This window comes from Aliinostoc maniaoense, assembly GCF_058172895.1.
In genome coordinates this window covers 2,037,061-2,063,905 of sequence record NZ_CP187952.1, presented here as the reverse complement: position 1 = coordinate 2,063,905, position 26,845 = coordinate 2,037,061, and the positions used below count along the sequence as shown (strand labels likewise).

Sequence of the window (26,845 nt, the reverse complement as noted above, 5' to 3'; positions counted from 1 at the left end):
CAGGCTTTCTAGGCAACAATAGTCTATGCACTTTCCTGACTTGGGAGTCTATCTCGTGAATTTTCAATCTGTTATCTCTACACTTCATCAATTTTGGTCTGAGCGTGGTTGCTTGATCGCCCAACCTTACGATATTGAGAAGGGAGCAGGGACAAAAAATCCCCATACGTTTTTAAGGGCTTTAGGTCCTGAGCCTTGGGCTGTTGCCTATGTTGAGCCGTGTCGTCGTCCTACAGATGGACGCTATGGTGAGAATCCGAATCGTTTCCAGCATTATTATCAGTACCAAGTTTTAATTAAGCCGTCGCCAGATAATATCCAAGAAATTTATCTGGATTCGTTGCGATCGCTAGGAATCAGACCAGAAGATCACGATATTCGCTTTGTGGAAGATAATTGGGAAGATGCCACTGTGGGAGCTTGGGGTACTGGTTGGGAAGTTTGGTTAGATGGGATGGAAATTACTCAGTTTACTTACTTCCAGCAGTGTGGCGGTATTGATTGCCGTCCGGTATCCATTGAGATTACATACGGTTTAGAACGGTTGGCGATGTATCTCCAGGAAGTGGAGGCAATTACTAAGATCCATTGGACAGACAATATTAGTTATGGTGATATTTTTCTGCAAAATGAGATTGAGCAGAGTACCTATAATTTTGAAGCATCTAATCCTGAGTTACTGTTGACGCTGTTTAACTTGTATGAGCAGGAAGCTACTCAGTTAACAGAGAAAGGATTAGTATTGCCTAGCCTAGACTATATTATGAAGTGTTCCCATACATTCAACTTGCTGGATGCCAGAGGTGTAATATCTGTGACTGAGAGAACACGGTATATCGCTAGGATTCGCCATTTGGCTCGGAAGGTTGCTCATTTATATGTTGAGCAAAGGGAGAGATTGGGTTTTCCGTTGTTGAAAAATTTACAACGTGTGGTGAAGCCAGCCTTGTGAATGCTGTGAAATCTTTAAGCATTTTTATTGAACCCGCACAAGCGGGTTTTGTTATGAAAATTTCGGGCTGAACTCAACCTTAATGAACTATACTTCACCAAAAGCAAGACGAATTAAACTAGCTATTTTTAAGTTGGCTGTCAATTAATTCCGTTTATTGGGTGTTGGGAAGACAAGTTCTATGATTCAGACTAGTGGTGTAATTATTTGCCTTGCCTATATTTTGGGATTGCTATTCACAGCAGTGCCAGGGGGTGGAGTATGGATTGTACCTTTAGGAATGGTAGGTGCAATTTTATCGAAACAGGGTTATACCAAAGCATCGGCGGTTTCGCAGACATCACAAGTGTCTTCAAATAAAGTCAAAGTAACACCCAATATTTGGAAGACTACTGCTCAACCGCAAGTGTGGTTACTAGCTGGTTTAGTAGGATTTGTGGCAAGTTTTTATTTGCAATGGCGAGTACCACAACCAGCTAGTAATGATATTAGTCAATTCGTCCCAGCAATGAATAGCAATAGTCAAGAACAGCTAGTCATTGTGCGTGGCGAAATTACGAGTAATCCTCGTGTTACCCGCAGTCAACGGGGACAGTTTTGGTTAGATGTATCGCAACTAGATCAAGTCAAAAATCCGGGTAAAAAAGAAAAATCTGAGGAAAATACCCAAAAAGGTGTAACAGGTAAGTTGTATGTGACAGTACCTATACTTCAAATTACAGGATTACATCCTCAACAACAAATTGAAGTAACTGGGGTGTTGTACAAGCCGAAAGGTGCATCTAACCCAGGTGCTTTTGACTTTCAGAAATTCCTGAAGCAAGAAGGAGCATTTGCTGGTTTAATGGGACGGCAAATCAATGTTGTGGATGAAGCTCGGCAATGGGGATGGTGGCAAATTCGGGATAGAATTGTGCGATCGCAAGTTCGATGGTTAGATATTCCAGAGGGGACACTTGTGAGTGCAATGGTATTAGGTGGCAAAGCGGTTGATTTACCTTATGATATCCGTGATTTATTTGTCAAAGCTGGATTAGCTCATGCGTTGGCGGCTTCAGGATTTCAAACTTCTTTGATTTTGAGTGTGGTTTTGCAGCTAACCAAGGGAGCAAAAAAAGCTACCCAAGTAACCCTGAGTTCCCTGGCTTTAATTATTTTTGTCTGTTTAACAGGCTTCCAACCGTCGGTATTAAGAGCCGTGATTATGGGTTTTGCGGCGTTGGTGGGGTTGGCATTAAATAGGAAGGTAAAGCAGTTAGGTTCACTGTTATTAGCTGCAACTGTGTTGTTAATAGTTAATCCTTTATGGATTTGGGATTTAGGTTTTCAGTTGAGTTTTTTAGCAACCTTGGGATTGGTTGTAACAGTACCTGCTATTATTAATCGCTTAGATTGGCTACCATCAGCGATCGCTTCTCTGATTTCTGTGCCTTTGGCTGCTACGATTTGGACTTTACCTGTGCAACTGTTTGTGTTTGGAGTTGTGCCTGCTTACAGTTTGCTGCTGAATATTATTACGACACCGTTGATCTCAATTATAAGTATTGGGGGAATTATTAGCGCGATCGCTGGCTTAATGTTTCCAGAAATTGGCAGTGCTTTGGCTAGTTTATTGCATTACCCAACGATTGGATTGATTAAATTAGTTGAATTTTTTAGCGAATTACCTGGAAATTCTTTGGCTGTCGGTAGTATATCGATTTGGCAATTATTGACTATTTATATAGTTATATTATTGGTTTGGTTAGTGCGTTGGTGGCGACAAAGGTGGTGGTTTGCCAGCTTCATGATCTTCGGCTTAGTAGTTTTCCCGGCTTGGCATTCAGCCAGTACATTAATGAGGATAACTGTGTTAGAAGCTAAGAATGAACCAGTTTTAGTCATTCAAGATCAAGGTAAAGTTACTGTAATTAATAGCGGTGATGAGGGTACAGGACGTTTCACGATTGTACCATTTTTAAAACAACAAGGTGTGAATACAATTGATTGGGCGATCGCTACTGATTTTCAAAGTAATAGTAATGATGCTTGGCTAGAAATTTTACAGCAATTACCAATTAAAAATTTCTATGCTTATAGCATTGGTAAAGAAAATATTATTACTAATCAAACAATTCAACAAGAGGTACAAAGACATCAAGGCATATATCAAGTTTTGACTGTTGGACAAACTATCAATACTGGTAATACTATTGCACAATTAATCAACGAACAACCAATTATACAATTGCAGATTTTAGGACAAAGTTGGTTATTAGTAGGAGATGTTAAATCCCCAGAAGTGTTAAGAATTATGAAAGCTGGTGGTTGGCAAAATCCCCAAGTACTGTGGTGTCAGCCTGACGCGTTAAAGGATTTAGTTACCGCATTAAAACCACAAGTAGCGATCGCATCTACTGGCAATATTGACTCTACCACTTTAGCTGAACTTAATAAGACTTCCACTAAAATCTTTTTAACAGCCCAAGATGGTGCTATTCAATGGACACCCAAAGGAGAATTTGAATCATTTATTCAGGTAGGAGAAAATAAATCTTCTGCAATATAGTCATTAGTTGTAATTTTCTAGTCTCTGTTGCCAATTTGTTCAGCCAAGGCTACAGCACCCCATAATGGTGCATCATCTCCTAAAGCTGCGGGAACAATTTCAAAGGTAACTTCTGGTAAAGCTGTATCTTTCGCCATTTTTTGTACTACATTCCACCAAGTTTCACCTGCTTTGGTAACGCTGCCACCTAAAACAAATAGTTGGGGATTAATTAAATTAGCTACATTGCCAATGGCCACACCCAAAGCCCAAGCCGACTGCTGTAAAATAGCTTGAGCTAAATTATCTCCTTTGGCGGCAGCTTCACTAATTAGCTGACCGGTCAGTAAATTTAAGTTATCGTTGATCAAATTTCTGAGGATTTCTCCACTTTGGGATTGTTGTGGATTTGCTAAAATCTCCCTAGCATTTTGTGCCATATAAGGCCCTGATGCTAAACGTTCCACGCATCCCCGCTTACCACACAAACATATAGGCCCAGTGGGTTGTACAACCATGTGACCAATTTTACCAGCCATACTTACAGCACCGCGCCAGGGTTGATTGTTAAGTATCCAACCACCGCCTACACCAGTGCTAACGGTAATGTACAACAGACTATCATATCCTTGACCAGCACCAAAACGGTGTTCGCCTAAAGCGGCCACATTGGCATCGTTATCTACACTTGTGGGTACACCAAACTCCTGTTCTAGTAAATCTTGCAGAGGAATATTTTCCCAACCAGGAACGTGATGAGAAAGTCTGACTGTTCCTGTAGTGGCATCTACTGGCCCCCCGAAACTGACACCAATGGCTGAGGGAGTTACATCTTGTAACAGAGAATCAATCAGCGATCGCATGATTTCTAAGTCTGTGTTAGCATCGGCATTGTTTGGAGACAAGCAGCGTTCATAACGCAACCATTCTTTACATCCAGCATTCACGACAGCTGCTGCTAGCTTAGTACCACCAAAATCTAAGGCTAAGATTGCTTTCATAGTTTTTCACTTGGTTTGAAATAGTGTAGGTAAAAACTAGACTATTGGTAGATATACTATTGATAATAATTATTGATTGGATTGATATTTTCAATAGCTAATCTTAGAGGTAATTTTTCAATCAAATTGTCTGTAAGGCTTGATTTAAGGAGCATCGACAATTCAGATTCTCTAGGGAAACAGCAAAAAATTTAAGAAAAACTTGCATTAATATCCAATTTCAGTTAAGTTGATATTAAGTGTCTCTAAAATCATTTAACTTGCAAAAGTCAGAATGAGTGAGCAAAAAGTCTATCTATTTCTGTCGGCTGATGAATTTCAAAGTTGCAGAAATTGAGTAGGATAACCTGTCATGTAGACAGTTCCAGCATAAATAAGCACTCACAGCGTTAGTCATAACTTAGCTGAGGAGATAAATATTTATACAAAATATATAGTACAACCTCCTGCCTATGATTGATGTTTTTTTACAATTTTATTGAGAATATTTAGCAATAAGTTTTTGATAGAGATAAAAGTTTGCAAAATACTGTTAATGGGAGGTGGTTAAAAGCAAAATTAAAAAATGAGTAATAAATTCATTACTTTTTTCAATCAGTTGCTGTAACTCATAAACATCGAATCTGCTGTAAATACGCAGTTGATGACATTTTGTAGCAAGGATTTAGTTAAAAATTTTAGTCCGTATGTTAGATAAAAAGTTTCTAAAGACTAGAGAATCAGGTGTTTTTAGTAGATCAAGTGAAAAAGTTTTCTACAGCTATTCTAGAATTTTTCTTAATAGAGAAGACGTTTCTGGGAAACAATGCTATAAAGTGGCTACCTGGGTTAAAAAATTAATGCAAAATACCGCAAATTGTAGTTTTAACTACAAATTTTGACTTGAAAATATTGTCTATAAATACCGTCATTCAGTAGAGATTAATGGATAGTTTTTTTTGTTCTGATTCTACGCGTGAACTAGGAGAAGATGTGATTGGTAGTGCTACTAACTACCAAACTTATATTCTTGTAGAATGTCCTTTACCTTGGATATCAAATGCTTTTAACTCCAAATGGGTACCGACTAATTTAAAGTTGTTGGTAGAAGAAGTAAATCAGGCGAAACTACCAATTAGATTTCTGTTAATTGCGAATGATTTAACCCACAAAGTAGAACATACAACTTTGTTAATTTATGAAAAACAAGCAGGATTGAGTTGTGGATATATCAAGCATGAATTTCAATTACCACATATTGAGCAGGTAGCATCAGTCGTCAAAAAATGGTTATCGGGTAAAATGCCTGATTATGAAATTGCATCTGATGTGAATCGGGATATTTTAATATGTACCCACGGTAGTTATGATAAATGTTGCGCCAGATATGGCAATCCTTTTTATTTTTATGCTAAAGATATTATTGCTAAATTTAACTTAGAAAATGTCCGAGTTTGGAGATCAAGTCATTTTGGTGGGCATCGATTTGCACCCACAGCTATAGATTTACCAGAAGGCAGATACTATGGGCGTTTAGATGAGCATTCATTTCGGGCAATTTTGACACGAACTGGAGATATTCAAGTTTTGAAGGAAGTTTATAGAGGTTGGGGAATCTTGCCGGCTGCACTGCAAGTTTTAGAAAGAGATTTAATGTTAACTAATGGATGGAATTGGTTTCACTATCAAGTAGCAGGCAAAATTTTGGAGCAAAGTTTAGACAATAATACAATTTTGGGTGAGTTAACTTTTACAACCAAAGATGATTCTCTATACACTTACCAAGCTAAATTGATTAAGGATAATACAAAGACGGTGAAAGTGAAGAGTTCTTGTAATGCTACCAAAAGTTCAGTAATTATCAAATATACTGTGGCTAATCTCTGTTTAGTAGCTGAGAATGCGCTGACTTTTAGCAAGTAAACTATTCAAAATTAGAGATGCGATTTATCGCGTCTCTAGATAAAGATCATATCTTGAAACGCAGAGGGGCGCGGAGTCAAGCGCAGAGGTACGCAGAGATTTGTACCTCAGTAGACGAGGAAAAGCTATAAGGAGTTGAGGCTCAATTCAGCGTAAACAACGAATTGCTACGAGTAGCCCTCTAGCTTTATTTAAAGTTTCTTCGTATTCTTTTTCTGGTTCAGAATCAGCTACTAAACCTGCACCAGCTTGTACAGTGACTGTGTGATCTCTAACTACCATAGTGCGAATTGCGATCGCAGTATTTAATTGCCCTTCAAAATCATAATAACCATAGACTCCTGAATATACACCCCGGCGAGTTGGTTCTAATTCATTGATAATTTCCATCGCCCGAATTTTAGGCGCGCCGCTAACTGTGCCAGCCGGGAAACAAGCTTTTAATAAATCCCAAGCGGTTTTATGGGGTGCTAATTTACCCACCACATTACTGACAATGTGCATCACATGGGAATAACGCTCAACTACCATTAATTCATCAACTGTGACGCTACCACTTTCACAAACCCGCCCTAAGTCATTCCGTCCTAAGTCTACTAGCATGACGTGTTCGGCGATTTCTTTGGGATCTTGTAATAAATCTGCGGCTAAAGCTAAATCTTCCTGAGTTGTTTTACCCCTTGGACGCGTCCCCGCAATAGGGCGCACAGTGGCGACAATTTGCCCTTCTGCATCCCGTTCAGCTTTCACCATGACTTCGGGACTAGAACCAATAATTTGCCAGTCTTGGAAGTGAAAATACGCCATGTAAGGCGAAGGATTAATTTGACGCAGGGAACGGTACAAGGAGAAAGGATCGCCTGTGTATTGTGTCGAGAGGCGTTGAGAAATAACGACTTGAAAAATATCTCCTGCTTTGATGTATTCTTTAGCCTTTTCGACGCTGGCGCAAAAGTCAGCAGGGGTGAAATTGCTGCTATATTCTGGCGCGTCGGCGACTTTGGCTTGAGTAGGGGGTGTCCATTCCAAGATGGTTTTTTGTGGCGATAGAGGTAAAGATAACTTGCTTACCATCTGGGTGACGCGATCGCAGGCTTGTTGATAGGCTAATTTTAAATCTACTTGGGGGTCACGTAAATCAGCATAGGCGATCGCCCAAATTTTTCGCTTTACTTGGTCAAATATCAATAAGTGGTCTACCTGCATCCACAACCCATCAGGGATGTTGCGTTCATCTTGGGGATGTACTGGTACACGGGGTTCAATCCAACGAATTAACTCATAGCCCCAAAAGCCAAATAATCCCCCAATTCCTGGCGGTAGTTCTGGTAATTTGACTGGCTTAAAAGGATCAAGACAGTTTGCTAAAGCTGTAAACGGGTCGCCTGTAAATACTACCTGAGAACCATCACGATGAATTTGGGTGGTAGAGTCACCCCTGGCTTCTAAAATCCATAGAGGATCACAACCCACTAAACTATAACGCCCGATTTTTTCCCCACCTTCCACCGATTCCAACAAAAAGCTGTAGGGTTGTCCAGCACAAACCTTGTACCAAGCAGAAACAGGCGTATCTAAATCGGCTACCCATTCTTGATACACGGGGACAAAATTACCTTGAAGAGCTAGCTGAGAAAATTTGGAGAAATCGGGGAAAATCATAGGCATTCTTGGGGATTGGGGAGTGGGGATTGGAGACTGGGGCAGGGGGCAGGGGGCAGGGGGCAGGGGATATAGAAGATAATATTTTCCTCTGCTCCTCTGCTCCTTTGCTCCTCTGCTCCTCTGCTTTTACCCAGTTCCTATTCCCTAGGCATCATAGGTAGCTTTACCAGAGAATTTAACTTGTGAGGGGCTGGGATTTTCGCCGATGCTGCGGGGAACGAAACGAACTTGCTGACGACCTTCGTTCACTTTTTCTGGGAATACGCCATCAGCTGGGTGAATAAAGGTAGTTTCGCCACTGGGCAGAATCCGGTAAATTTTGTAGTCTGTGATTTTAAATTTACGGAGTTGACCGCCTAGAGCGATACCATATTCTTTCCGAGCGATATACAACAAGTTTTCACCTGCGTGCATAGTAGCTGCGCCGCCAGTAGGCAGTTCAAAAACTTGTGCCTTGGGGCTAGTCCAGGTGATAGCGTATTTTTCTTCTACTTCTGCTTTGGTGAGCAAGCCGCCAGTGCTGCCAGCAAAGAGTGGAGTTTTTCCAGAAAGTGTTTCTGCCATAAGGGATTCTCTCAACGTTTTTAGGGCATCGTAACACCGCCATTATGATCATATTGCGATCGTGTCACAGTCTGTAACAGTTGTTAGTTAATTGGGAATGGGGAATGGGGAATTGGGAATTGGGCATGGGGCATGGGGCATGGGGCATGGGGCATTGGGCATTGGGCATTGGGCATTGGGCATTGGGCATTGGGCATTGTTTCTTCTACCTTGTCTAGCTTGTCCCCCCTGCTCCCCTGCTCCCCTGCTCCCTGCTCCCAATCCCTATTTCTTACTCTTGACCTTTGAGGGCTTTTCCTCTTGGCTACCCTGAACAATGGGGATGGTGAAATGAAACTGACTGCCTTGGTCTTTACCGTTTGACTCTGCCCAGATTTCCCCCCCCCAACCGTTCACGATTTGGCGGCAAATAGCTAAACCTAGACCTGTGCCGCCAGCAGTGCGCCGTAATGCGCCTTCTTCTTGATAGAAACGGTCAAATACGATTTCTAGGCGATTGGGTTCAATGCCGCGCCCTGTGTCAGACACAGTAACTTCTACTACCATGCGATCGCTGTTATGGTTGGCATTGATAATTATTTGACCTTGGGTGGGGGTAAATTTACAGGCATTATCTACGAGTTTGGCTAAAACTTCTACTAACCAATCACCATCAGCTCTAACTAAAGGCAAGTTTTCGGCAATGTGAGCTGTAATTTGCGGGGGTTTTTCGACGACGGGACGGGTGCGAATGCGGCTAATGGCTAAATCTACACATTCTTGTAAAGTTAAGGATTCTGGATGCCATTCTACGCGTCCGCTTTCTAAGTTAGAAAGGGTGAGGAAATCTTGCACTAGTTTTCGCATTCGTTCTGAGTCAGCCAAAGCGGTGTTTAGCATGACTTGCTGTAATTCCACGGGCATATCTGGTTCAGTGGCCAGACTTTCGAGGCAGACTTGAATTGTAGATAAAGGGGTGCGGAGTTCGTGACCGGTAATGGCTATGAGGTTACTGCGGGTGCGATCTAAAGCTTCTAGCTGTTTGTTGAGTTCTTCTAAGTTAGCATAGGCTTCAGCTTGAATTAAAGCAGAACCAATATGAGTAGCGATCGCTTCTACTAAATCCAGTTCCCCTTGTTGCCATTGGTGTGGCGGCAGGGTGCAGTAATGTAGTTCTACAATCCCTAATAGTCGTCCTTGAAATAATACTGGTTCAATTAACCAGGAACGCAGGGCAAATTTTTTGACTACTGAGGACAATGTAACTGAATTGGTGATCCGAGAATCATTTAAGGTATCACTGACACAGACACCTTCACCAAGCTGCACTACTTCTTGAAACAGGGGATTTTGATTTAACTCCCAATTTTGTCCGGCGATGGATACTATCCCAGGCATTAAGAACTCATGTTCAATCGTCGCTTTCGCATCTGAGGCTTGAGCGCGATAAATTAAACAACGACTTGCTCCTAGGTGTTGTCCCAGTTCTTGGGCAGCGATTTGTAATACCTGATGAGGATCTAGCGATCGCCTAATTGCTGTACTAATGGAGTTAACTAAGCGTTCTTTCCGAGCTTGGGCGGCAATAGAACGGTAAGCTTTATGTAATTTATACTGACTCGCTTGTAAGTATGTAACTAGACGTTGAACAAAGGGATCTGTATCAATGTCACAAGCATATTCAGTAATTAAATTAGAGTAGTAAGCTTTATTATCTCCAATACCAAATCTTTGTCGGGCTTTTGCCACTTTCCCCGCCAAGTCTGGTCTGTAGACGACAATCCTGTCTAATAGTAACTGAGCGGCCTTGATACTAACTCCCCGTTCTGATGTCCAAATGCCTTCAAATCGCCGTCCTGTGTCCATATCCAAACTAGGCAGCCAATCAGGTACTTGCTGGTTTTTAGCGATCGATCCGAGGCTTTCACGGCACACTAAGCAAGTAGCATAGTTATCAGCAATGACTACCAAATGCCACTCTTGACTTAAAGCGTCATCTGGCTCAAAAGCTACCTTTTCATAGTATTCTGAACTATTTTTGAAATCAGTCTCTGGCGCAGATAGCACGTATATTTGATTACTTCTTTGCGCCAAACGTCGATAGCGATGAGCTTCTTGGCGATAGAATCTCTCTCTCTGAAAACTAGCAATTACTAAAGGCTGGTCTAGAGTCGCAGCCAACACCTGGTCTTCCATCGCGTGGGAGAGGGCCGTTAATGAAGCTTTAAAGTATAGCTGGGGCCGCAGGTAAGCTAGGGACTGTAGCAAATCACTCAGCACGGAAGTCGAAATGCTCATGAATATCTTTTAAAAGCCCAATCTGAATTAGATCCACGTCACACCTGCATTTTACAAGTTACAACTGACTCTCAAATTGAGAAGACAGGTGCAAGATGTAAATAATTTTAAACAGTAGTTTTTCCCAAGGTGTTTGGTAGTAATTTACTTTCACCTGGCAGGAGTGCTTTAACTTTCTCTACGGAGTCTGAGAATTATCAGGAGAAATAGACCAACAACGGCAATGTTTTGTCGTTCCAGCCTTGATGTGTCTCAGGGATAAACACGTTGTAGTTATTCTGGTCTTCACCCAAGTTTTCTTGATCATTTGCTGGTATCTGGATATTGAGAAAAAAGAAGCTACTAAGCCCAATATACATTCTCGAACAGCTCTCGTATCATGCGATTGGGAAGTTTATTTACTAAAAGTTGTGGATATACACAAAATCTTACGAGATGTGAAGCTACAACCATGTATAATTTATTGCTATACTTCCAGTCCCAATTTTCAATACCAAAGAATTTGAGTAGGCAAAAATATTTTTTGGTGTATCATCCTGGAGAAACTAGGCTTTGAAATAAGTTCTGCCTCAATTTGGATGTTGTTGTATCTTGAGTAAGTATTCAGACCAATTCATACTTCTGTTAGCTGTCTAGGCATAAATCAACTGAAAAACTCCATTTCTCAAGCTTGACTTCAGATGTAAACAATATACATTGATAAAGATTTGTGATGTAGCTGGGATTGAACCTAGACCATTAATTACAGGACTCTTTGGCTTTTAATGGAGATGCGATCGCCAAAACTTAAGCCCTGTGAATGTAATTTTGACTATTGATCAATAATCCCTGATGGGGATTTGAATGCAAGAATTTTAAATTTTGAATTGGGAGCAAAGCGACGTGACACCGGATACTCTCAAAACCCCGGAAACAATTTTATTGGATGGAAAAACTTTTATCCCTGCTGAAGAATTACCCATGCCGGAATGGCCTTGTGTGGTGAGTGAAAGGCCACAGCCAACTCTCACGGTTAAGGATGATGATTTATTCTTGGTGACAGACACAATGGGGAATATTTCTGGCTGTTCCCTCAATGATGGTGGTAATCCCAGCATGGGGTTATTTTGTTGTGATACCCGCTTTTTGAGTCGTCTGGAGTTGCAAATTGATGGGCGATCGCCTGTACTCCTCAGTAGTACGGCTGAAAAGGGGTTTTCTCTGGCAGTTTTGTGTACTAACCCCAAAATTGATGAACGGATGAATGCTGATACTGTCGGTATTCGCCGGGAAATGGTACTGAATGGGGCTTTATTTGAAGAAATCGAGGTAGCCAATTACAGCACCACTCCTATCAGTTTTGAACTCAGTATTAGCTTTGATGCTGATTTTGCCGATTTATTTGAAGTGCGGGGTTACGAAAGAGAAAAACGGGGCAAACTTTTACGCCTTGTAGAACCTATATTAGAAGACTCATCACCAATTCACCCCTCCACCACCAAGGAAAATATTTTAAGCTTGGCTTATCAAGGTTTAGATACTTTGGTGATGGAATCTCGCATTCAATTCCAGCATCGTCAACCAGATTATTTTAAGGGTTATACTGCCGTGTGGCGGCTAGAAATGCCTTCCCATGCTACCCAAAAGCTGGGCTATCGGGTGAATCTTCTCACTAATAATACTTCTAGTTCTACTGTGAGTGCAGCTGTGACTTTAGGACAGGCTAAAGCAGCTGAGATGATGGAAGAACAGCATTGGGTACAACAAATTACCAATATCCGCACTGACAAAAGCATTCTCAATCGTTTGATTGAACGTGCTGAACAGGATATGTATTTGCTGCGCCAGTCTTTTGGAGAAAATAAGACGGTCTCGGCTGGTGTACCTTGGTTCTCAGCATTGTTTGGGCGGGATTCTTTAATTACAGCTTCCCAAACCTTGATGTTAAATCCCCAAATTGCCAAGGAAACCTTGATGTTACTGGCAGCTTATCAGGGTAAGGTTGAGGACGATTGGCGGGAGGAAGAACCAGGGAAAATTCTGCATGAGTTACGCTTGGGAGAAATGGCACGATGTCAAGAAATTCCCCACACACCCTATTACGGTACAGTGGATGCAACTCCCCTATGGTTGATGCTGTATGCTGAATACTACGCTTGGACTCATGATCAAGAAACTTTGGAGAAACTTTGGCCGAATGCCCTAGCAGCAATGGATTGGATTGATCGTAATCTCCAAGCAACAGGCTATCTCACTTACCATCGCAAATCTAGACGGGGACTCACTAACCAAGGTTGGAAAGACTCTGGTGATTGTATTGTAGACCGCAAGGGAGAACTCGCTAACGGTTCTATTGCTTTGAGTGAGGTACAAGCTTATGTTTACGCTGCTAAAACCCGGTTAGCAGATATTGCCAGGACGAAGAAACGACTAGATTTAGCAGAACGCTGGCAAGAAGATGCGAAAAATCTCAAGGTGCGTTTCAACCAAGATTTTTGGATGGAGGAGCAAGATTTTTGTGCCTTGGCTTTGGATGGGGATGGTAAGCAGGTAGATAGTATTACTTCTAACCCTGGCCATTGTCTACATTTGGGTATATTTACCCCAGAAAAAGCTTATAGTGTGGCGGAACGGTTACGCGCACCAGATATGTTTAATGGTTGGGGTATTCGGACTTTGAGTAGCTTGTCTCCAGCGTACAACCCAATGGGTTATCACATTGGTTCGATTTGGCCTCATGATAATGCTTTAATTGCTATGGGATTGCGATCGCTCGGTTTGATTGATCAAGCTTTGGAACTGTTTCAAGCTTTGTTTGACATGACAAGTCAGCAACCTTACCAACGTCCCCCAGAACTTTTTTGCGGTTACGAACGTAATAGCGATCGCTCTCCTGTACAATATCCTGTTGCTTGTACTCCCCAAGCTTGGGCTACAGGCAGCATTTTTCAGCTACTGCAAATGATTGTGAATTTAGTCCCTGATGCACCTAATAATTGCCTGCGAATCATTGACCCCGCTTTACCAGAGTCAATCAGTCGCCTGTCATTACATAATTTGCAAGTGGGTACTACTATCCTAGATTTGGAATTTGAGCGTTCTGGCAGCACTACCGCCTGTCGTGTAGCTAAAAAACGTGGTAATCTGCGTGTAGTCATTGAAGCATAAAAATTAGGTAGAGAATAGTGATCTGCAAAAATCTCTAATCTCTACCTACCAAAACTTGAAGTATATTTACTTTTAGGATTCCTGAATCGCCTCGAACAACCTGAGCCATTGGCCTATTTCCAGATACCGAGATGCTGGCTAGAAATCGGAGTTAACCTATGCTTCTTCTGATTTTTCGCTTTTATGTCCTGGAGAAGCTTCATAAAGTGCATCTAGTTGTTGCCGTGCATCTTCAACGTTAATCGAACGCATGACTAACAAAGGTTCTTTGATAATGTTGCCTGTGCTATCCAATAATTCTGGATGTGGTGGGAAGTTGCTTTTATCTCCCAAATAACCAAAGCCGCCTTGATTACCTGCTTGCGAGTTTCTGGCTGGATAATTCCGCAAACCATCCCGATCAAAACTGAACATGATTAAATTCCGAATCAAATTAGCAACAGCTATCACAGCCAGAATTGTAAAAGCGAGAATATAGAGTAGGTGTAGCATCGATTTTTCCTCTAGGACAGCAGATTTTAAAACTTTTTAAAACTTAATATTTTAAGGTTGGCTTACGCCTATGCTTAAGCAACGAGCGAAGAGATTGATCTGGCGCATTTGAGGCGCATCTATTATGTAGGTAACTTAAATTGTCAGCATTTTATTCAGATAATCGTAGCATAAGATACATTAATCGTTGATTAAAACAATGTTAAGGATTTTTAGCAATTGCTACGAGTTGTATATCTTCATAGATATATTTCTATGTACCTTGCTCAGAATAAAACCGTCTAGCAACATTCCAATACTCAGTTACTAACTGATGCCAGGGTGTTAGTGTTGCCATATCAATACCGACTTGTCCTTGTGTGGCTTTAAACAGCATTTTTACCGTATTGAGTTCTTCCTGGGCTTGCTGAATCCGCATTAGCAAATCAGACTGCTCTTGTTCGTGCATAAATGAGAGCCGCTCCTTTTCCAGAAAGTGACGCGATCGCTCAAACCAATATTCAAAATCTTCTAACAAGGGTTCTAAAACAGTCTTGAGTATATTGGCATCTGGTAATTCTGAGTTTCGCATAAATGAGACAGATACTTCTAATTTCTTTATCAATATTAACGTTTTTTACAATTCTTAACACTAATATCAGTTATTTCTTCAGAAAGATTTCTGAAAAATCAGTATTATATATTACAAAAATGTAGTACTAAGTTGAAATACTCAGAGATATAAGGAATGGGGTGTGGGGGTGTAGGGGTGTAAGGGTGTAGGGGTTAGTAAAACAATGATTCTTTCTTTCGTTAGTCTGAGAGTCATTATTACTCACTGCTTGAAGCCCTACTCCCTGCCCCCTTACCTATAAAGTGATAGGATATTTTTTAATTAGAAGTTCCTTGCGGTTGACGGGTAGCTTCTAAAATGCGAGAAAAGTAAAAGCGAGTCTTAGTAAAAGCCTTCCTTTCGATAGTAAAGCCATTGCTTTCTAGAATTTTGATCACATCAGCTTCTCGATGCAGATAAGCACGGGTAGTTTTACTCGGCCCAGGAAAGAAACTACCAATTTTTTTGAGCAAAGCCAAAGCACAGGTTTTCGGTGCAAAACTCAGAATAATTCTTGACTCAACCAAAGAACAAAGATGAGAAATCATCTCATCAGCTTTATCTTGGGGGTAGTGAATCAAAACATCTAAGCAAATAACAGTATGATAACTGCCGCTTAAAGACTCCAAATCCTGTACAGCAAAGGTAGGATTTTCAGCATTTCCCAAGGCTTCTAAGGCTCTTTGTTTGCCTTCTTCCACCATTTTTTCAGAAATATCGCTGGCATAAACTTTAGCACCTGCTGTAGCTAGAGGAATGCTCAGACTACCCACACCACACCCAGCATCACAGATTGATAACTCTGCTAAATTGCCATCATTTTTCAGCCAGTCGATAACTGTGTCCACAGTTTGCTGGTGGCCGTTACGGATGTCTAGCTGGACTTTGTTCACTTCACCATCGCCATATATCCGTCTCCATCGGTCAAACCCTGTGGAATTGAAATACTCACGAACAATGGTTTTATCGTCGGCTGCGTTCATAAACTTCGATTTTTAAGGGTTCTCAATCCTTAAAATTATCATTGATAGTCAACATCAAGAACACTCTTCCAAATTTTTCTTTATTGCATGAAATCAGCCTCTGTACTGATTGATGAGTAAAAATACTTGATAACATCTAAATTCAAATAAGTAGAACGGTGTAAATAATTAAAGGTTTGTAGTAAGGACTTTAGTCCTCTCTTAAGGACTAAAGTCCTTACTACGAACTAAATTCATTTTTTTTACATTACTTTACATAGTTTGGTTTTTTCAAGTCGTTCTACTTACTCTTGATCATAATTCTTACTGAGGTTGCTAATCAACTATTTAGTCAAACAATTCAATCAAAATTCAGTCAAGTTTGTTATTATGAGCCTATTCATTTTTTAGGCTTTGCAAATTTATGTAAGTATTGCTGGGGAAAATTTTTACCAAAAAACCTGTTTTTAGAGATATCTTAAACTACGGACAATAATTATAGTCATATATGAATCCCAACTTACTAACCGATACTCCTATTATTGCCTTTACAATTCTCCTGACAGTCATTTTTACTGTACCACCAATATTTGAGAAATTAAGATTACCTGGATTAGTAGGATTACTATTAGCTGGCGTTATTCTAGGACAAAATGGCTTACAGCTTTTAGACCCAGATTCCGAAACTATTAAACTTCTTTCGGATATCGGTAAAATTTATTTAATGTTTGTAGCCGGATTGGAGATTGATATTGAGCAATTTCAGAAAACTAAAAATCGCTCAATTGGGTTTGGCATTTTAACATTTATAGTGCCAATGATTGCTGGCATTATTGTGGGACGCTGCTTTGATTTTAGTTGGAATGCTTCTGTATTAATTGGCTCGTTATTAGCTTCTCATACCCTCTTGGCATATCCAATTGTCAGTCGTTTGGGAGTAGTCATGAATGAAGCTGTCACCGTGACCATTGGTGCTACAATTTTCACTGATACAGGTGCTTTGTTAGTTCTCGCAATTTGTGTGGGATTTCATAGCGGTGAATTATCAACTTTAAGTTTATTAACTTTGTTCGGCGGATTAGCAATTTACTCAATTACTGTTCTGTTTGGTTTTGACTGGTTAGGTAAAGAGTTCTTTCGCCGTTCTGGAGATGAACAAAGTAATCAATTTTTATTTATTTTATTAGCATTATTTTTAGCATCCTTGGGAGCGCAGATTATCGGGGTAGAAAAAATTGTAGGTGCGTTTTTAGCAGGTTTAGCTGTTAATGATGTGGTGGGACGTAGCCCAGTTAAGGAAAAGGTTGAGTTTATTGGTAGTGTGTTATTTATCCCTTGTTTTTTCGTAGACATGGGATTATTAATTAATATTCCTGCTTTTATCAAAACTCTGTCTTCCTTTTGGTTGACTTTATTTATTGTTTTGGCTTTGATTGGTAGCAAATTTATAGCTGCATTTTTCGCTAAATTAATTTACCGTTATAATACTGCGGAATTGCTAACAATGTGGTCACTGTCATTACCACAGGTAGCGGCTACATTAGCAGCAACATTAGTGGCTTATGAAAGTGTAAATGCTGCTGGTGACAGGTTAATTAATGAAGGTGTTTTGAATAGTGTGATTGTTTTGATGTTGGTAACGGCAATTTTAGGGCCAATTATCACAGCTAGGTTTGCCACTTCCTTACAACTTCCTCAAGCAGAATTAGACACGGATAGCCTAGCAGTATGGTGGGGTAATGCGGAAGAACAACTATTAGAAGAAAATCACTATCCATTCACTGTATTAGTTCCAATATATAACCCACAAACTCAACGATATCTCATCGAAATGGCATCACTTATAGCTCATCATGAGTCAGGGCGGATTGTGCCATTAGCGATTGCTAAATCTCATGTTCATATGGATGACCCAGAATTAGAAATAGCAATCAAAAAGAGTGAACAAAGATTGAAATTAGCTCAACAAATTACTCAAGAATTTAGTGTAGAAGTGCTAACTGATATTCGGATTGATGATGATGTAGCTTTAGGAATTAGTCGCACTAGTCGGGAAAAAAATGCTAGTTTAGTTGTGATGGGTTGGTCTCGCACAACTAGTTTACGCGCTCGTTTATTTGGTAGTGTAATTGATAGTGTTTTCTGGTCATCTCATTGTCCAGTAGCGGTAGCACGGTTATTAAATAGCCCTACTACAATCCGTAGAATTTTAGTACCAGTAGGGGACTTAATGCCTCAAACTGTCGGTGCTTTAAGATTTGCCCAAATTTTAGCTGATAGTAATCAAGGGGAAGTGGTATTATTACACGTTTGTGCCTTGAATACACCCACACCTTTGGTAGAACAGTTTGCATCACAATTGTCTGATATTGTGGCGAATAGTCAGGTGCAAGTGCATACGGAAATTAAAACAATCAGAGATGATGATGTTGCCAAAGCAATTATTAGAGAAGCTTCATCTTTTGATTTAGCGGTGTTGCGTGCTGTTCGTTATCGGACAACAGGTGGATTTGCTGTGAGTGAGGTAACAACTCAAGTGATTAACGAATTGACAGGCTCAATTGTATTATTGGGTGCGCCTCATTCGTAATACTCGCAAAGCGAGTTCGCGGAGCGTTCTCGGAGAGTAGCAAGTTACGTAATTCGTAATTTGGAAGAAAAATTTTTTCTTACTTACACCCCTACACCCCTGTATTTCTCAGAAGTTACTTGGAATTACTGTTATTTAAATGGGGTTGGCAACAATCAATTATTGGTTTAGTTGCTATTTCTCCCAGGTCAACTGAATGCAGTAAAGTTGTCCATTGTGTCAATAAATTTTGATTTTGAGGATATTTCAGGCGTAATTCTGCTAAATTCATGATGGCATCGTACCAAACACCATTTGCAGCGTAAAGTGTGACTTTTTGTTGGGGTTGTGCTTGTTTGAGTTGTGCGTTAAGTGTGGTGTTTTGGTTAATTCTTTGTATCCAGCCTTCTGTATAATCTAGTTTCAAGGGTTGTTGTTGGTCGCATTGCAACCGTACTTTAAAAAACCAGTGATACATTTTTCCTATCTGTAACGAGGTTACATTAGGAGGGATATTAACGCTAATGATTCCTGGTGATTCTGGTGCTGTCAAATAAGTACGGTATAGAGTTTGACTTTTGTTATTGGTTTGTTCTTGTAAAACAAACTCGATGTTTTTAATAGATGAGACATTGTAGGGAACAAAAAAGAATAACTTAGGATGTTCAACGTTTGTTAAACCCCAAACTTGAGTGATGGGAATAATCGGTTGCTCATCTTGGTTAAGAGTTGTTTGATAGGTGGGAACTAAGGCTGTTACTGTTTGATTATTTGTGGAGCATCCACGACTAGCAGCACCGCTTCTCGAACCGGTTGCACTACGGTTTGGTGGTGGTGGCGGTGGAATAAATTTTAATGATGCTAAATGATGATTAATTGGTAAAGCCTGGAGTTTTAAAGGATAGGATATATTGCTTGTGAATACTATTCCCAAGGCTATGGTTAATTGTAAGATTTTCATAATTTTTGGTCGAGTAAAAATCGATTTTTATGTTTTGTGAATAGGCTTAATCGCTGTTATAAAAATGACGGTATTAGCTACTAAAGCGATCGCGCCAGGTACAAAAGGAATCCAACAACTGTATAGTATTAATAATATCAGGCAAAACCCGTATAAACTCAGTAATGCTCCCCCAACTGTCCAACTTAAATAAGTGGGCTTTCGCAGGTATGCCGCAAGTAAGCCGCCAGTTATCGCCCAACCCCATACCCAAATCACTTCACCCCAGACATTCCAAGTCCACAAAAGAGGCCGTCCATCTAAAGCCGCACTCAACAATTGACTTACCATCTGTGCTTGTAAACAAACTCCGGCTATTTGCTGTGATTTACCTTGAGAAGAAGCATAGGGAGTTAGTGAATAATCTCGAAAACTTTCGGCGGTTGTACCAATTAAAACTATTTTGTCTTTTACGGCATCAGGTTGTAGTTTACCATTTAATGCTTGTTGTAAGGTGATGCGGGGCGCGATCGCTTCTAAGTTGGGAAAGGAGCGATAATTAAGTAAAATTTGGTGTCCTAAAGCGTCAATACCTTGGTAGCCTCCGGTATGGGGTTCAATGGGTGAAAATGTGAGTTTACCTAACTGCCATGCTCCATCAGAAGTAAATTGTAACTGAATGCCTTCCCCGTATAAATAACGTAGAGCCAACTGCACATTTAAAGCATAAGGTGCAGTACAAGGAGATGAGGGAGGAGGAGTTAACGCCAATAGATGACGACGCACCACATTATCGGCATCAATGACGATATCACTAAAACCGAGGGCATCAGGAGCAACTTCTGGTGGTGGTTTAATTCCTGGGTTGCCAGTTTGGGGGTTACTAACTTGACATACTGCCACAAAGCGATCGCTATTTTTCATCCGTTCCGCCAACTTGGGATAAGCCGGTTGTACAGGATAATCTCGGTATATATCCAAACCAATTACCCGTGGTTTATACGCTTCTAATTTGGCTAATAACTTATCTAAAGCCTCATCAGACAAAGACCCACGCCTATTATCAGATTGGGCTTGCACATCTTCTTCTGTAACTTCAATTATCAGTATCCGAGAATCTGGTTTTTCCTGGGGACGCAGACGCAGCATATAATCAAATGCCATTAACTCCCATGATTGCAGGAAACCGAAATACCGTACACCCATTAATAATGCTGTGGTGGCTATGCTCGTCAACATGACCGCAGAGAAAGCTGCTTTTAGCTTAATACCTCTCCTAGTTGGGGTTTTAGGTACGGGTGTTATTTGCTGACTATTGTGGTTGAGGTGTAATTCTCGCCACAGTAGAGGCATAGTTGCCGGATTTTGATAAATTACAGGCAACCAAGTCGCACAGGGAAATTGCGTCTCTAACCCTTGCAAACGTTCCCGTGCTTCTCTAACTGCTATATATAAAGATTCACCGCGAGCAAAAGCCTCTAAAAAATACTTGAGGAACTGTTGCGCCACCCTATCGGGGACGGGTTCTCGCATGATGATGATTTGGGGTATATGCAAATCTGCAAACTCCCGCGCCAAACCCAAACCATCACAAGAGTTAAAAATTGCTAAATGTAAACCTTTCTCTACAGCTTTCCGCAAGCCATACTTTAATTGACTAATCGTCAAGCTTTCTGTTTGATTAAGATAAATTTTCCCTTGATGACTGCTGCCATTAGTAGCACTATGTCCTGCGAAAAACAAAATCTGCCAGTCTTGTTCCCATAGTTGGTCAGTCAGGTCTTTGCTTGATGGTTCGACTAGGAAAGTAGTATTGGCGTGAGGTAATGCTGCTAAGATTTGACTGTCTGTTTGGATATCAATTCCTTGACTATTACCCAAAATTGCTAAAACTTTCACCTGTGATTTAGGCTGTGAGTTGCGGTTGACTTGTTCATAACTAGGCGCACTCAGAGCAACTTCGGCTTTGGGATAGCGTTCTAAAACATCCCACAAATGCCAAGGCAGTTTTTGCAATCTCAAATCATTGGTTTGTAGTAGTACGCGGATATGGTCTTCCGGTACAAGTTTTTCCAGCCATTTTTCCCGAATGGGACGAAAACTAGGGGATGATAGCCAAGTATTTAACTGAAATTTTAAATTATCTGCCGCTTTTTGGCAATCTTCCCTAGAAGGGTTTTGTTTTGATTGCTTAGGAATACCGATAGGACGACCAACAAATTTAAGTTGACGATAAATAGACTGCCATTGATGGTAAAAGAGGGGAATTTCTGGGTTTGGTGGGAGTTCAGCCGTAATTTCTAAAATTGGTCGGAAATCTTCATCACCAATTTGCAATGTGACAGAAAATCCCGCCTCAAAAGTGCCTGTGCCTAACTTTAAAACTACTAACTTACCCAACGTCAGTACCCCAGATATGGCAATGTAACTTACTTTAGTACGAAAGGTTACACTACTATATGCACTCAATGAGTCGTCAACGTGCTGCTAACCATGATTGCAAATCAGCAAGACTGGTAAAATCTAACAGTGCTTCAGTCAAATCTTCGAGGACAGGTAAAGGTAAACTAGAAATTAGCGATCGCGTTTCTGGAGAAAGTTCACCAAATCGCTTCGTTAGCAATCGGATAATTATATTAACTGTTGCCTCCTCACGTCCTTCCTCACGTCCTTCCTCGCGTCCTTCTTCTTTAATTTCTCGGTAAACGCGTGTTTCCTTGAGTGTTATTCCCAGCATTGTTTCTACCTCCAATCTACTTAATTGCTCAAACTTGTACACCATAATTGTCGTGATCATCTCTATTATGGCGCGACTCGTAGGTGATGAGACTTCCTGACGAGTTCGGTTTAACAAATACCTTGCTGTTTCTGGTGCTTGTTCTTCCCCTACTGTAGTTAACACCATCAGTGCTACCCAAATAGGTAAAGTGCGAATATCTCCCAATTCATCCAAATAAATTCGATGTAATTGTCCACCATTTAAAAATGAGCGATGGGGATGAATATCACCCTCCGGGTTCAGCAGTTACTCCACTTGGGGAGACCCCAAGACCGTACTGCTTCACTTTGTTCGAGGCTACGAGATGGGTAAATAATCACGACTTGCCAATCGTTAAACCTGTCACGGTTGCGGTAGAAATACAGTGAGGACTCAGCTAAGACACGCTCATATAGCCGTTCATCTTTCTGGAATTGTACCTCACAAAAATACACGACTCCTGCACCTGCATTTTCCGGTGGGAGAAACACGCCATCAATTTCAAATTTGGGTTCTTTGACTGCTACTGAATCAAATCTATAGGCATCTGCATTTATTGGCGGATTTGTCAATAATTCAAATAATAAAGTCGGATATTGTTGAAATAGTTTGTAAAAAATTGAGTCTCGCCGCATAAATAATTCAGATTTTATATAGAAGCAACCACACTGGCGGCGTTACCACTCGCCACCAATGAAAGAAAAACTCTTGTTTCCTCTTTACTGTCACCTGTCACCTAATATTTCTCAGGAGCAAGTACCACTGGATACAGACAAACCACGAGGGGTAGTATTTGGTACTTGAGCTACTAAAGATACATTACCATCTTGATCGACAATCCAGCCTTGCGCCTCAACTATTTTCACTGGGGAAGATGGCAGACGTTCATTCATGACATTACTATTTTTATCAGCATCGACTGTATCTAATGTTATCCATCTAGCTGTAGATATTTCACCTTGAAATGGTTCTATGGGACTGCGGGCAATTCCTCCCCTACCCGTGACAGTAAAGGAACTACGTCTAGCGGGACTACCTGGGTTACAACTAGAGACAATTTGTTGTGACGCATCCGTAAGATTACTGGGTAACTGTACCAAACCCCGACTCGGATCTATATCTGGTGTATTAATTGTGACTGTACCTGTTAAGCCAAACTGGGAACTAGCATCAATGTCATTAGTATTATTTGGTGGTATTGATGGGCGTTGTTCTAAATTAAAAATACTCTGAGCGTTAATGTTAATATTGCCGCCTTGCCCTTGAAAGGCATTAGCCACAATATCATTATTTTGATTGGCGGTAGCAACAATAAAACCATCTGGTGCATCAATGGTGATGTTACCACCGTTAGCATTATTAAAAGCTTGAGCAGAAATGAGACTTTGATTTTGCAACAGCAAAAGTTTTACATTTTCTAGTCTGATATTTGCGCCTGCACCTGCATTAGTTTCGGCGGTGATTTTACCTTGGTTGAGCTGAATAATGTTGGCTCTAGTTGTTAAGTTACCTGCTTCGCCTGTACCTATGGCACTGACAGTCACCTCTCCCCCATCACGAATATTTAAATTTGGAGTAGTGATTATGAGATTTCCGGCTTTCCCCCTGTCTTGAGCTTGGGAGAATAAGGTACTGGGGGTTTCTTTACCACCAATATTAGCAATACCAACCACATCTACAGATTCGGTAGCATTAACATTTAAAGTTCCACCATCACCCTGACTAAAAGAACCAGCTCTGACTTCCCCGCCATTGCGAATCAGTAATTTTTGGACATCTAAAGTGGCAATTCCTCCTTTGGCTGAACCAAAGTTATCTGCTGAGATTCTCCCCCCATTTTCTAGAGTTAAGGTAGGAGTATTGATGTGCAATGCTCCCGCATCACGGGTAGCTCCTCGTTCAGCAGAGACGAGGATGTTACTTCTGCTAAAATCATCTGCGATCGCAGCTGTGCCACTTACCAAGATAGAATCAGTAGCATTGATGGTTAATAATCCCCCTTTTCCACCACTCCGCGCCGAGGTGGAAATTTGCGCTCCACCTAAAACATTTAATTTTTGAGTATTAATCGTTAAATTACCACCGTCACCTGTAGCACCATCTTCTACTTGAGCAAATAAACCACTACCAATTAAATCATCTGGGGTTCTTCCCTCTACAGTTATCGACTCAGATGCTGTAACTTTCAATTCTCCAGCATTCCCTGCTCCAAAAGTAGCGGCTGAAATCTGCGCGCCTCCTTGCACTAGGAGATTTGCCGTTGTAATGGTTAATACTCCACCATCACCTGTAGCCTGTGAATTAACTTGAGCAAACAAACCGCTAGGAATATCAAAAACAGGTGAGTTTCCTACAAGTTGAATCGAATCTGACGCTTTGACTGATAAATCTATACCTGTGCCTGCTCCGTAGGTAGTCGTTGAAATCTGTGCGCCTCCTTGCACAATTAAATTGGGAGTTGCAATGGAGAGAGTCTTTCCTTCCCCTGTAACGTCTCCACCAACTTCATTAAAAATACCTGTGGGGAAAAAATCTTGTGTCGTTGCAATTAATTCTAATTGTTCTGAAGCCTTGATGTTGACGTTAGCTGCTTGTCCATCAAAATCAGCTACAGAACTGACTTGACTACCTTCAGTGATAGTAATGCGTCTTCCCTGCATCTGAATATCAGCACCCAGAAAATCACTAGAACCAACAAAGGCGGCTTTAGATAGGGTGATGTCTTGAAAGTTCTGTACACCTTCATAACCGAAAGTCCAACCTTTATCTGTAGGTATAAGGTTGACAAAACTGTTACCTGAGACACTACCTAACTCAATTCTGCCTCCTGGTGTGGTGACAAAACCTTCGTCTAAGGCTATTTCACCACCAATTAGTGCTAGGGTTTTATTGGATGGCAGTTGTAAACCTAGAGGAAATTCAGATGGGTCTAGTGCGATCGCTTGATTAATAATTTTACCTGGTACTTCCCCAAAACCTAACCCCACAGGCACACTGATAGTTAGTAGAGGGTTAACTTGGCTAGGTGATGCTAAAAATTCAGTCCCATCAGCAAATTTAATTCTATTGGCTGTTGTTGCTATAAATGAGCCACCTACATTCAGGGTAGCGTTTTCACCAAAAACAATGCCATTCGGGTTAATTAAAAATAAGTTAGCTGCATCATTAGTACGAATTAATCCATCAATAATAGACGGAGATTGACCTGTGACTCGGCTAATAATATTTTGTATATTGGCAGCATTTTGGAAATATGCTACGCCATTTGTAGGAATAGAAAATTGCTCAAAGCTATGAAACAGATTGTTACCAACTGTCGTACCACTAGTAATTTCGCAAGTTGTGCAATTCGCTGGAACTATAGAGTTATTCTGTAAAGTTTGATCTGGAAGAATTTGAGCCTTAGTAGGTGTAGAGGCTATTATATAAAATATAAAACTCCATTGAATAAAACAAATTTTTTTCAGAAAATAATTCATGTCAAATGTTTTCAAATAATGACATTAACTCCAATTCCCAAATTTATCATTAGAGTTTTCAATTTCCAATTGTTAAATTTGAATTACCCAGAGGTTTGACAGTTTGAGAATCATGAATTTCATCATAGTTTCTCCTAATATTAATTAGAACGTCGCTGAAAAATTAGAGGTCTTTGTATTTGTTCTGTAAACCGATTTTGCAGAAGTACGTTCGCTAATGGAGATAGGCGGGATGTGTTGTCAATGTCGGAAGTTCTTACTAAAATGACTTGAGAAAATAAATCTTTTTTTAAAATATATGTCAAATCATTAATGGCTTTGTTTCGATCTACACCCAAAACAGAAAAGTCTAGCCTATAAGTTTGAATAGGCTGTTTTCGCCCTGGTTGAAAAATTGTGTAAGCAATAGTATCACGCTTCCCTCCAAACAAAGGATCTCTTGGAATTAGTTCTGCATATAAATCTCCATTAAGTGTTGGAAAAGATGATTTCAAAACTTCTTGTAAAATGAGAAACCCAGAATCATCAAAAAAATAAATACTTCGACTAGTGCCAGGAGTACCACGAGTGCCAGAATTACAAGGAGGACGTAAATTTCCTTGATTGTCATAAATGCGTGGGGATCTAGTACTACAAGCCCAACCCAAAAGCCCACTGCGATATTTTTCTATTGCTCCTCGAAAAATACCTAACTTGGGATTCTTCTTAGCAGCATCAGTTATAGTTTGGAAATTTTTGATTTTACTAACTCTTTTTTTATCGACTAAATTAAATTGAACCAGAACAGCTGCTTGGTTTTCTCCCATGCCTGAATAAGTATTACCTGTTCTTCTTTGGGCTATTGCTGGCTGCATAAAAACTGAAGTCACAATCATAGTAGCCGCAGCTATGGTGAACATTGATTTCATGAGAGTATCTCCAATAATTGCATTAATTAAATATGTGGAAATCAATCTAATTAGATTAAATAATGTAAAAAATTCTTGCAATTATTTTCTGTTTAAGGCTTTAGTACTAA

General features: G+C 40.4%; 17 protein-coding genes and 1 pseudogene. 5 read left to right on the top strand and 13 right to left on the bottom strand.

The genetic code is table 11. The features are described 5' to 3' along the window. The first annotated feature begins 55 nt into the window (after positions 1-55). Together glyQ and ACPZ3T_RS09170 are read left to right on the top strand one after the other, a co-directional pair. On the top strand, positions 56-952 hold the full coding sequence (gene glyQ / locus ACPZ3T_RS09175; protein WP_490275425.1) for a glycine--tRNA ligase subunit alpha: 897 nt from the start codon (positions 56-58) through the stop codon (positions 950-952). 181 nt (positions 953-1,133) lie between these two features. After that, positions 1,134-3,500 carry a ComEC/Rec2 family competence protein gene (locus tag ACPZ3T_RS09170; protein ID WP_490275423.1) on the top strand — a complete coding sequence of 789 codons (2,367 nt, stop codon included), beginning with the start codon at positions 1,134-1,136 and terminating at the stop codon, positions 3,498-3,500. Positions 3,501-3,517: 17 nt separating this feature from the next. Here the strand turns inward: ACPZ3T_RS09170 and ACPZ3T_RS09165 are convergent, their stop codons facing one another. After that, positions 3,518-4,480, bottom strand: coding sequence for an ROK family protein (locus ACPZ3T_RS09165; protein ID WP_490275421.1), 963 nt, complete (start codon positions 4,478-4,480; stop codon positions 3,518-3,520). A 924-nt stretch (positions 4,481-5,404) separates the two neighbouring features. Here ACPZ3T_RS09165 and ACPZ3T_RS09160 point away from each other — a divergent pair. Further along, positions 5,405-6,382, top strand: coding sequence for a ferredoxin family protein (locus ACPZ3T_RS09160; RefSeq protein WP_490275419.1), 978 nt, complete (start codon positions 5,405-5,407; stop codon positions 6,380-6,382). A gap of 147 nt (positions 6,383-6,529) precedes the next feature. Here the strand turns inward: ACPZ3T_RS09160 and trpE are convergent, their stop codons facing one another. The 4 genes from trpE to ACPZ3T_RS09140 form a co-directional block, all read right to left on the bottom strand. Then, positions 6,530-8,044, bottom strand: coding sequence for an anthranilate synthase component I (trpE, locus tag ACPZ3T_RS09155; RefSeq protein ID WP_490275417.1), 1,515 nt, complete (start codon positions 8,042-8,044; stop codon positions 6,530-6,532). Positions 8,045-8,191: 147 nt separating this feature from the next. Further along, positions 8,192-8,611, bottom strand: a complete 420-nt coding sequence (locus tag ACPZ3T_RS09150) for a photosystem I reaction center subunit II PsaD (protein ID WP_490275415.1) — start codon at positions 8,609-8,611, stop codon at positions 8,192-8,194. A gap of 87 nt (positions 8,612-8,698) precedes the next feature. Continuing rightward, positions 8,699-8,872 carry a histidine kinase gene (locus ACPZ3T_RS09145; RefSeq protein WP_490275413.1) on the bottom strand — a complete coding sequence of 58 codons (174 nt, stop codon included), beginning with the start codon at positions 8,870-8,872 and terminating at the stop codon, positions 8,699-8,701. 3 nt (positions 8,873-8,875) lie between these two features. After that, entirely contained in the window at positions 8,876-10,888 is a 2,013-nt protein-coding gene (locus ACPZ3T_RS09140; protein ID WP_490275411.1) for a DICT sensory domain-containing protein, read from the bottom strand. 882 nt (positions 10,889-11,770) lie between these two features. Between ACPZ3T_RS09140 and ACPZ3T_RS09135 the strand changes: the two genes are divergently transcribed. Continuing rightward, a complete protein-coding gene (locus ACPZ3T_RS09135; RefSeq protein WP_490275409.1) occupies positions 11,771-14,035 on the top strand; it encodes an amylo-alpha-1,6-glucosidase in 2,265 nt (754 codons plus the stop codon). 156 nt (positions 14,036-14,191) lie between these two features. On the opposite strand, the gene ACPZ3T_RS09130 is transcribed toward ACPZ3T_RS09135, so the two are convergent. From ACPZ3T_RS09130 to bchM, 3 genes are all read right to left on the bottom strand, one after another. Further along, complete coding sequence (locus tag ACPZ3T_RS09130; RefSeq protein ID WP_490275406.1) at positions 14,192-14,527, bottom strand: DUF2973 domain-containing protein; 336 nt, start codon at positions 14,525-14,527, stop codon at positions 14,192-14,194. A 253-nt stretch (positions 14,528-14,780) separates the two neighbouring features. Next, on the bottom strand, positions 14,781-15,098 hold the full coding sequence (locus ACPZ3T_RS09125) for a DUF2605 domain-containing protein (protein WP_490275404.1): 318 nt from the start codon (positions 15,096-15,098) through the stop codon (positions 14,781-14,783). 299 nt (positions 15,099-15,397) lie between these two features. Further along, positions 15,398-16,102 carry a magnesium protoporphyrin IX methyltransferase gene (gene bchM / locus ACPZ3T_RS09120; protein ID WP_490275402.1) on the bottom strand — a complete coding sequence of 235 codons (705 nt, stop codon included), beginning with the start codon at positions 16,100-16,102 and terminating at the stop codon, positions 15,398-15,400. Positions 16,103-16,589: 487 nt separating this feature from the next. On the opposite strand from bchM, the gene ACPZ3T_RS09115 reads away from it, so the two are divergent. Further along, entirely contained in the window at positions 16,590-18,671 is a 2,082-nt protein-coding gene (locus tag ACPZ3T_RS09115) for a cation:proton antiporter (RefSeq protein WP_490275401.1), read from the top strand. Positions 18,672-18,786: 115 nt separating this feature from the next. Here the strand turns inward: ACPZ3T_RS09115 and ACPZ3T_RS09110 are convergent, their stop codons facing one another. The 5 genes and pseudogenes from ACPZ3T_RS09110 to ACPZ3T_RS09090 form a co-directional block, all read right to left on the bottom strand. Further along, positions 18,787-19,611 carry a DUF928 domain-containing protein gene (locus ACPZ3T_RS09110; protein ID WP_490275399.1) on the bottom strand — a complete coding sequence of 275 codons (825 nt, stop codon included), beginning with the start codon at positions 19,609-19,611 and terminating at the stop codon, positions 18,787-18,789. A gap of 27 nt (positions 19,612-19,638) precedes the next feature. Further along, positions 19,639-21,990 (bottom strand): CHASE2 domain-containing protein, encoded by a 2,352-nt coding sequence (locus ACPZ3T_RS09105; protein WP_490277165.1) that lies wholly within the window; start codon positions 21,988-21,990, stop codon positions 19,639-19,641. A 76-nt stretch (positions 21,991-22,066) separates the two neighbouring features. Further along, positions 22,067-22,983 (bottom strand): annotated as a pseudogene (locus tag ACPZ3T_RS09100) (Rpn family recombination-promoting nuclease/putative transposase). A gap of 111 nt (positions 22,984-23,094) precedes the next feature. Next, positions 23,095-25,827, bottom strand: coding sequence for a two-partner secretion domain-containing protein (locus tag ACPZ3T_RS09095; RefSeq protein ID WP_490275397.1), 2,733 nt, complete (start codon positions 25,825-25,827; stop codon positions 23,095-23,097). Positions 25,828-25,967: 140 nt separating this feature from the next. Then, the gene (locus ACPZ3T_RS09090; RefSeq protein WP_490275396.1) at positions 25,968-26,816 is read right to left on the bottom strand and encodes a hypothetical protein; all 849 of its coding nucleotides are present in this window, start codon (positions 26,814-26,816) and stop codon (positions 25,968-25,970) included. Positions 26,817-26,845: the final 29 nt, after the last annotated feature.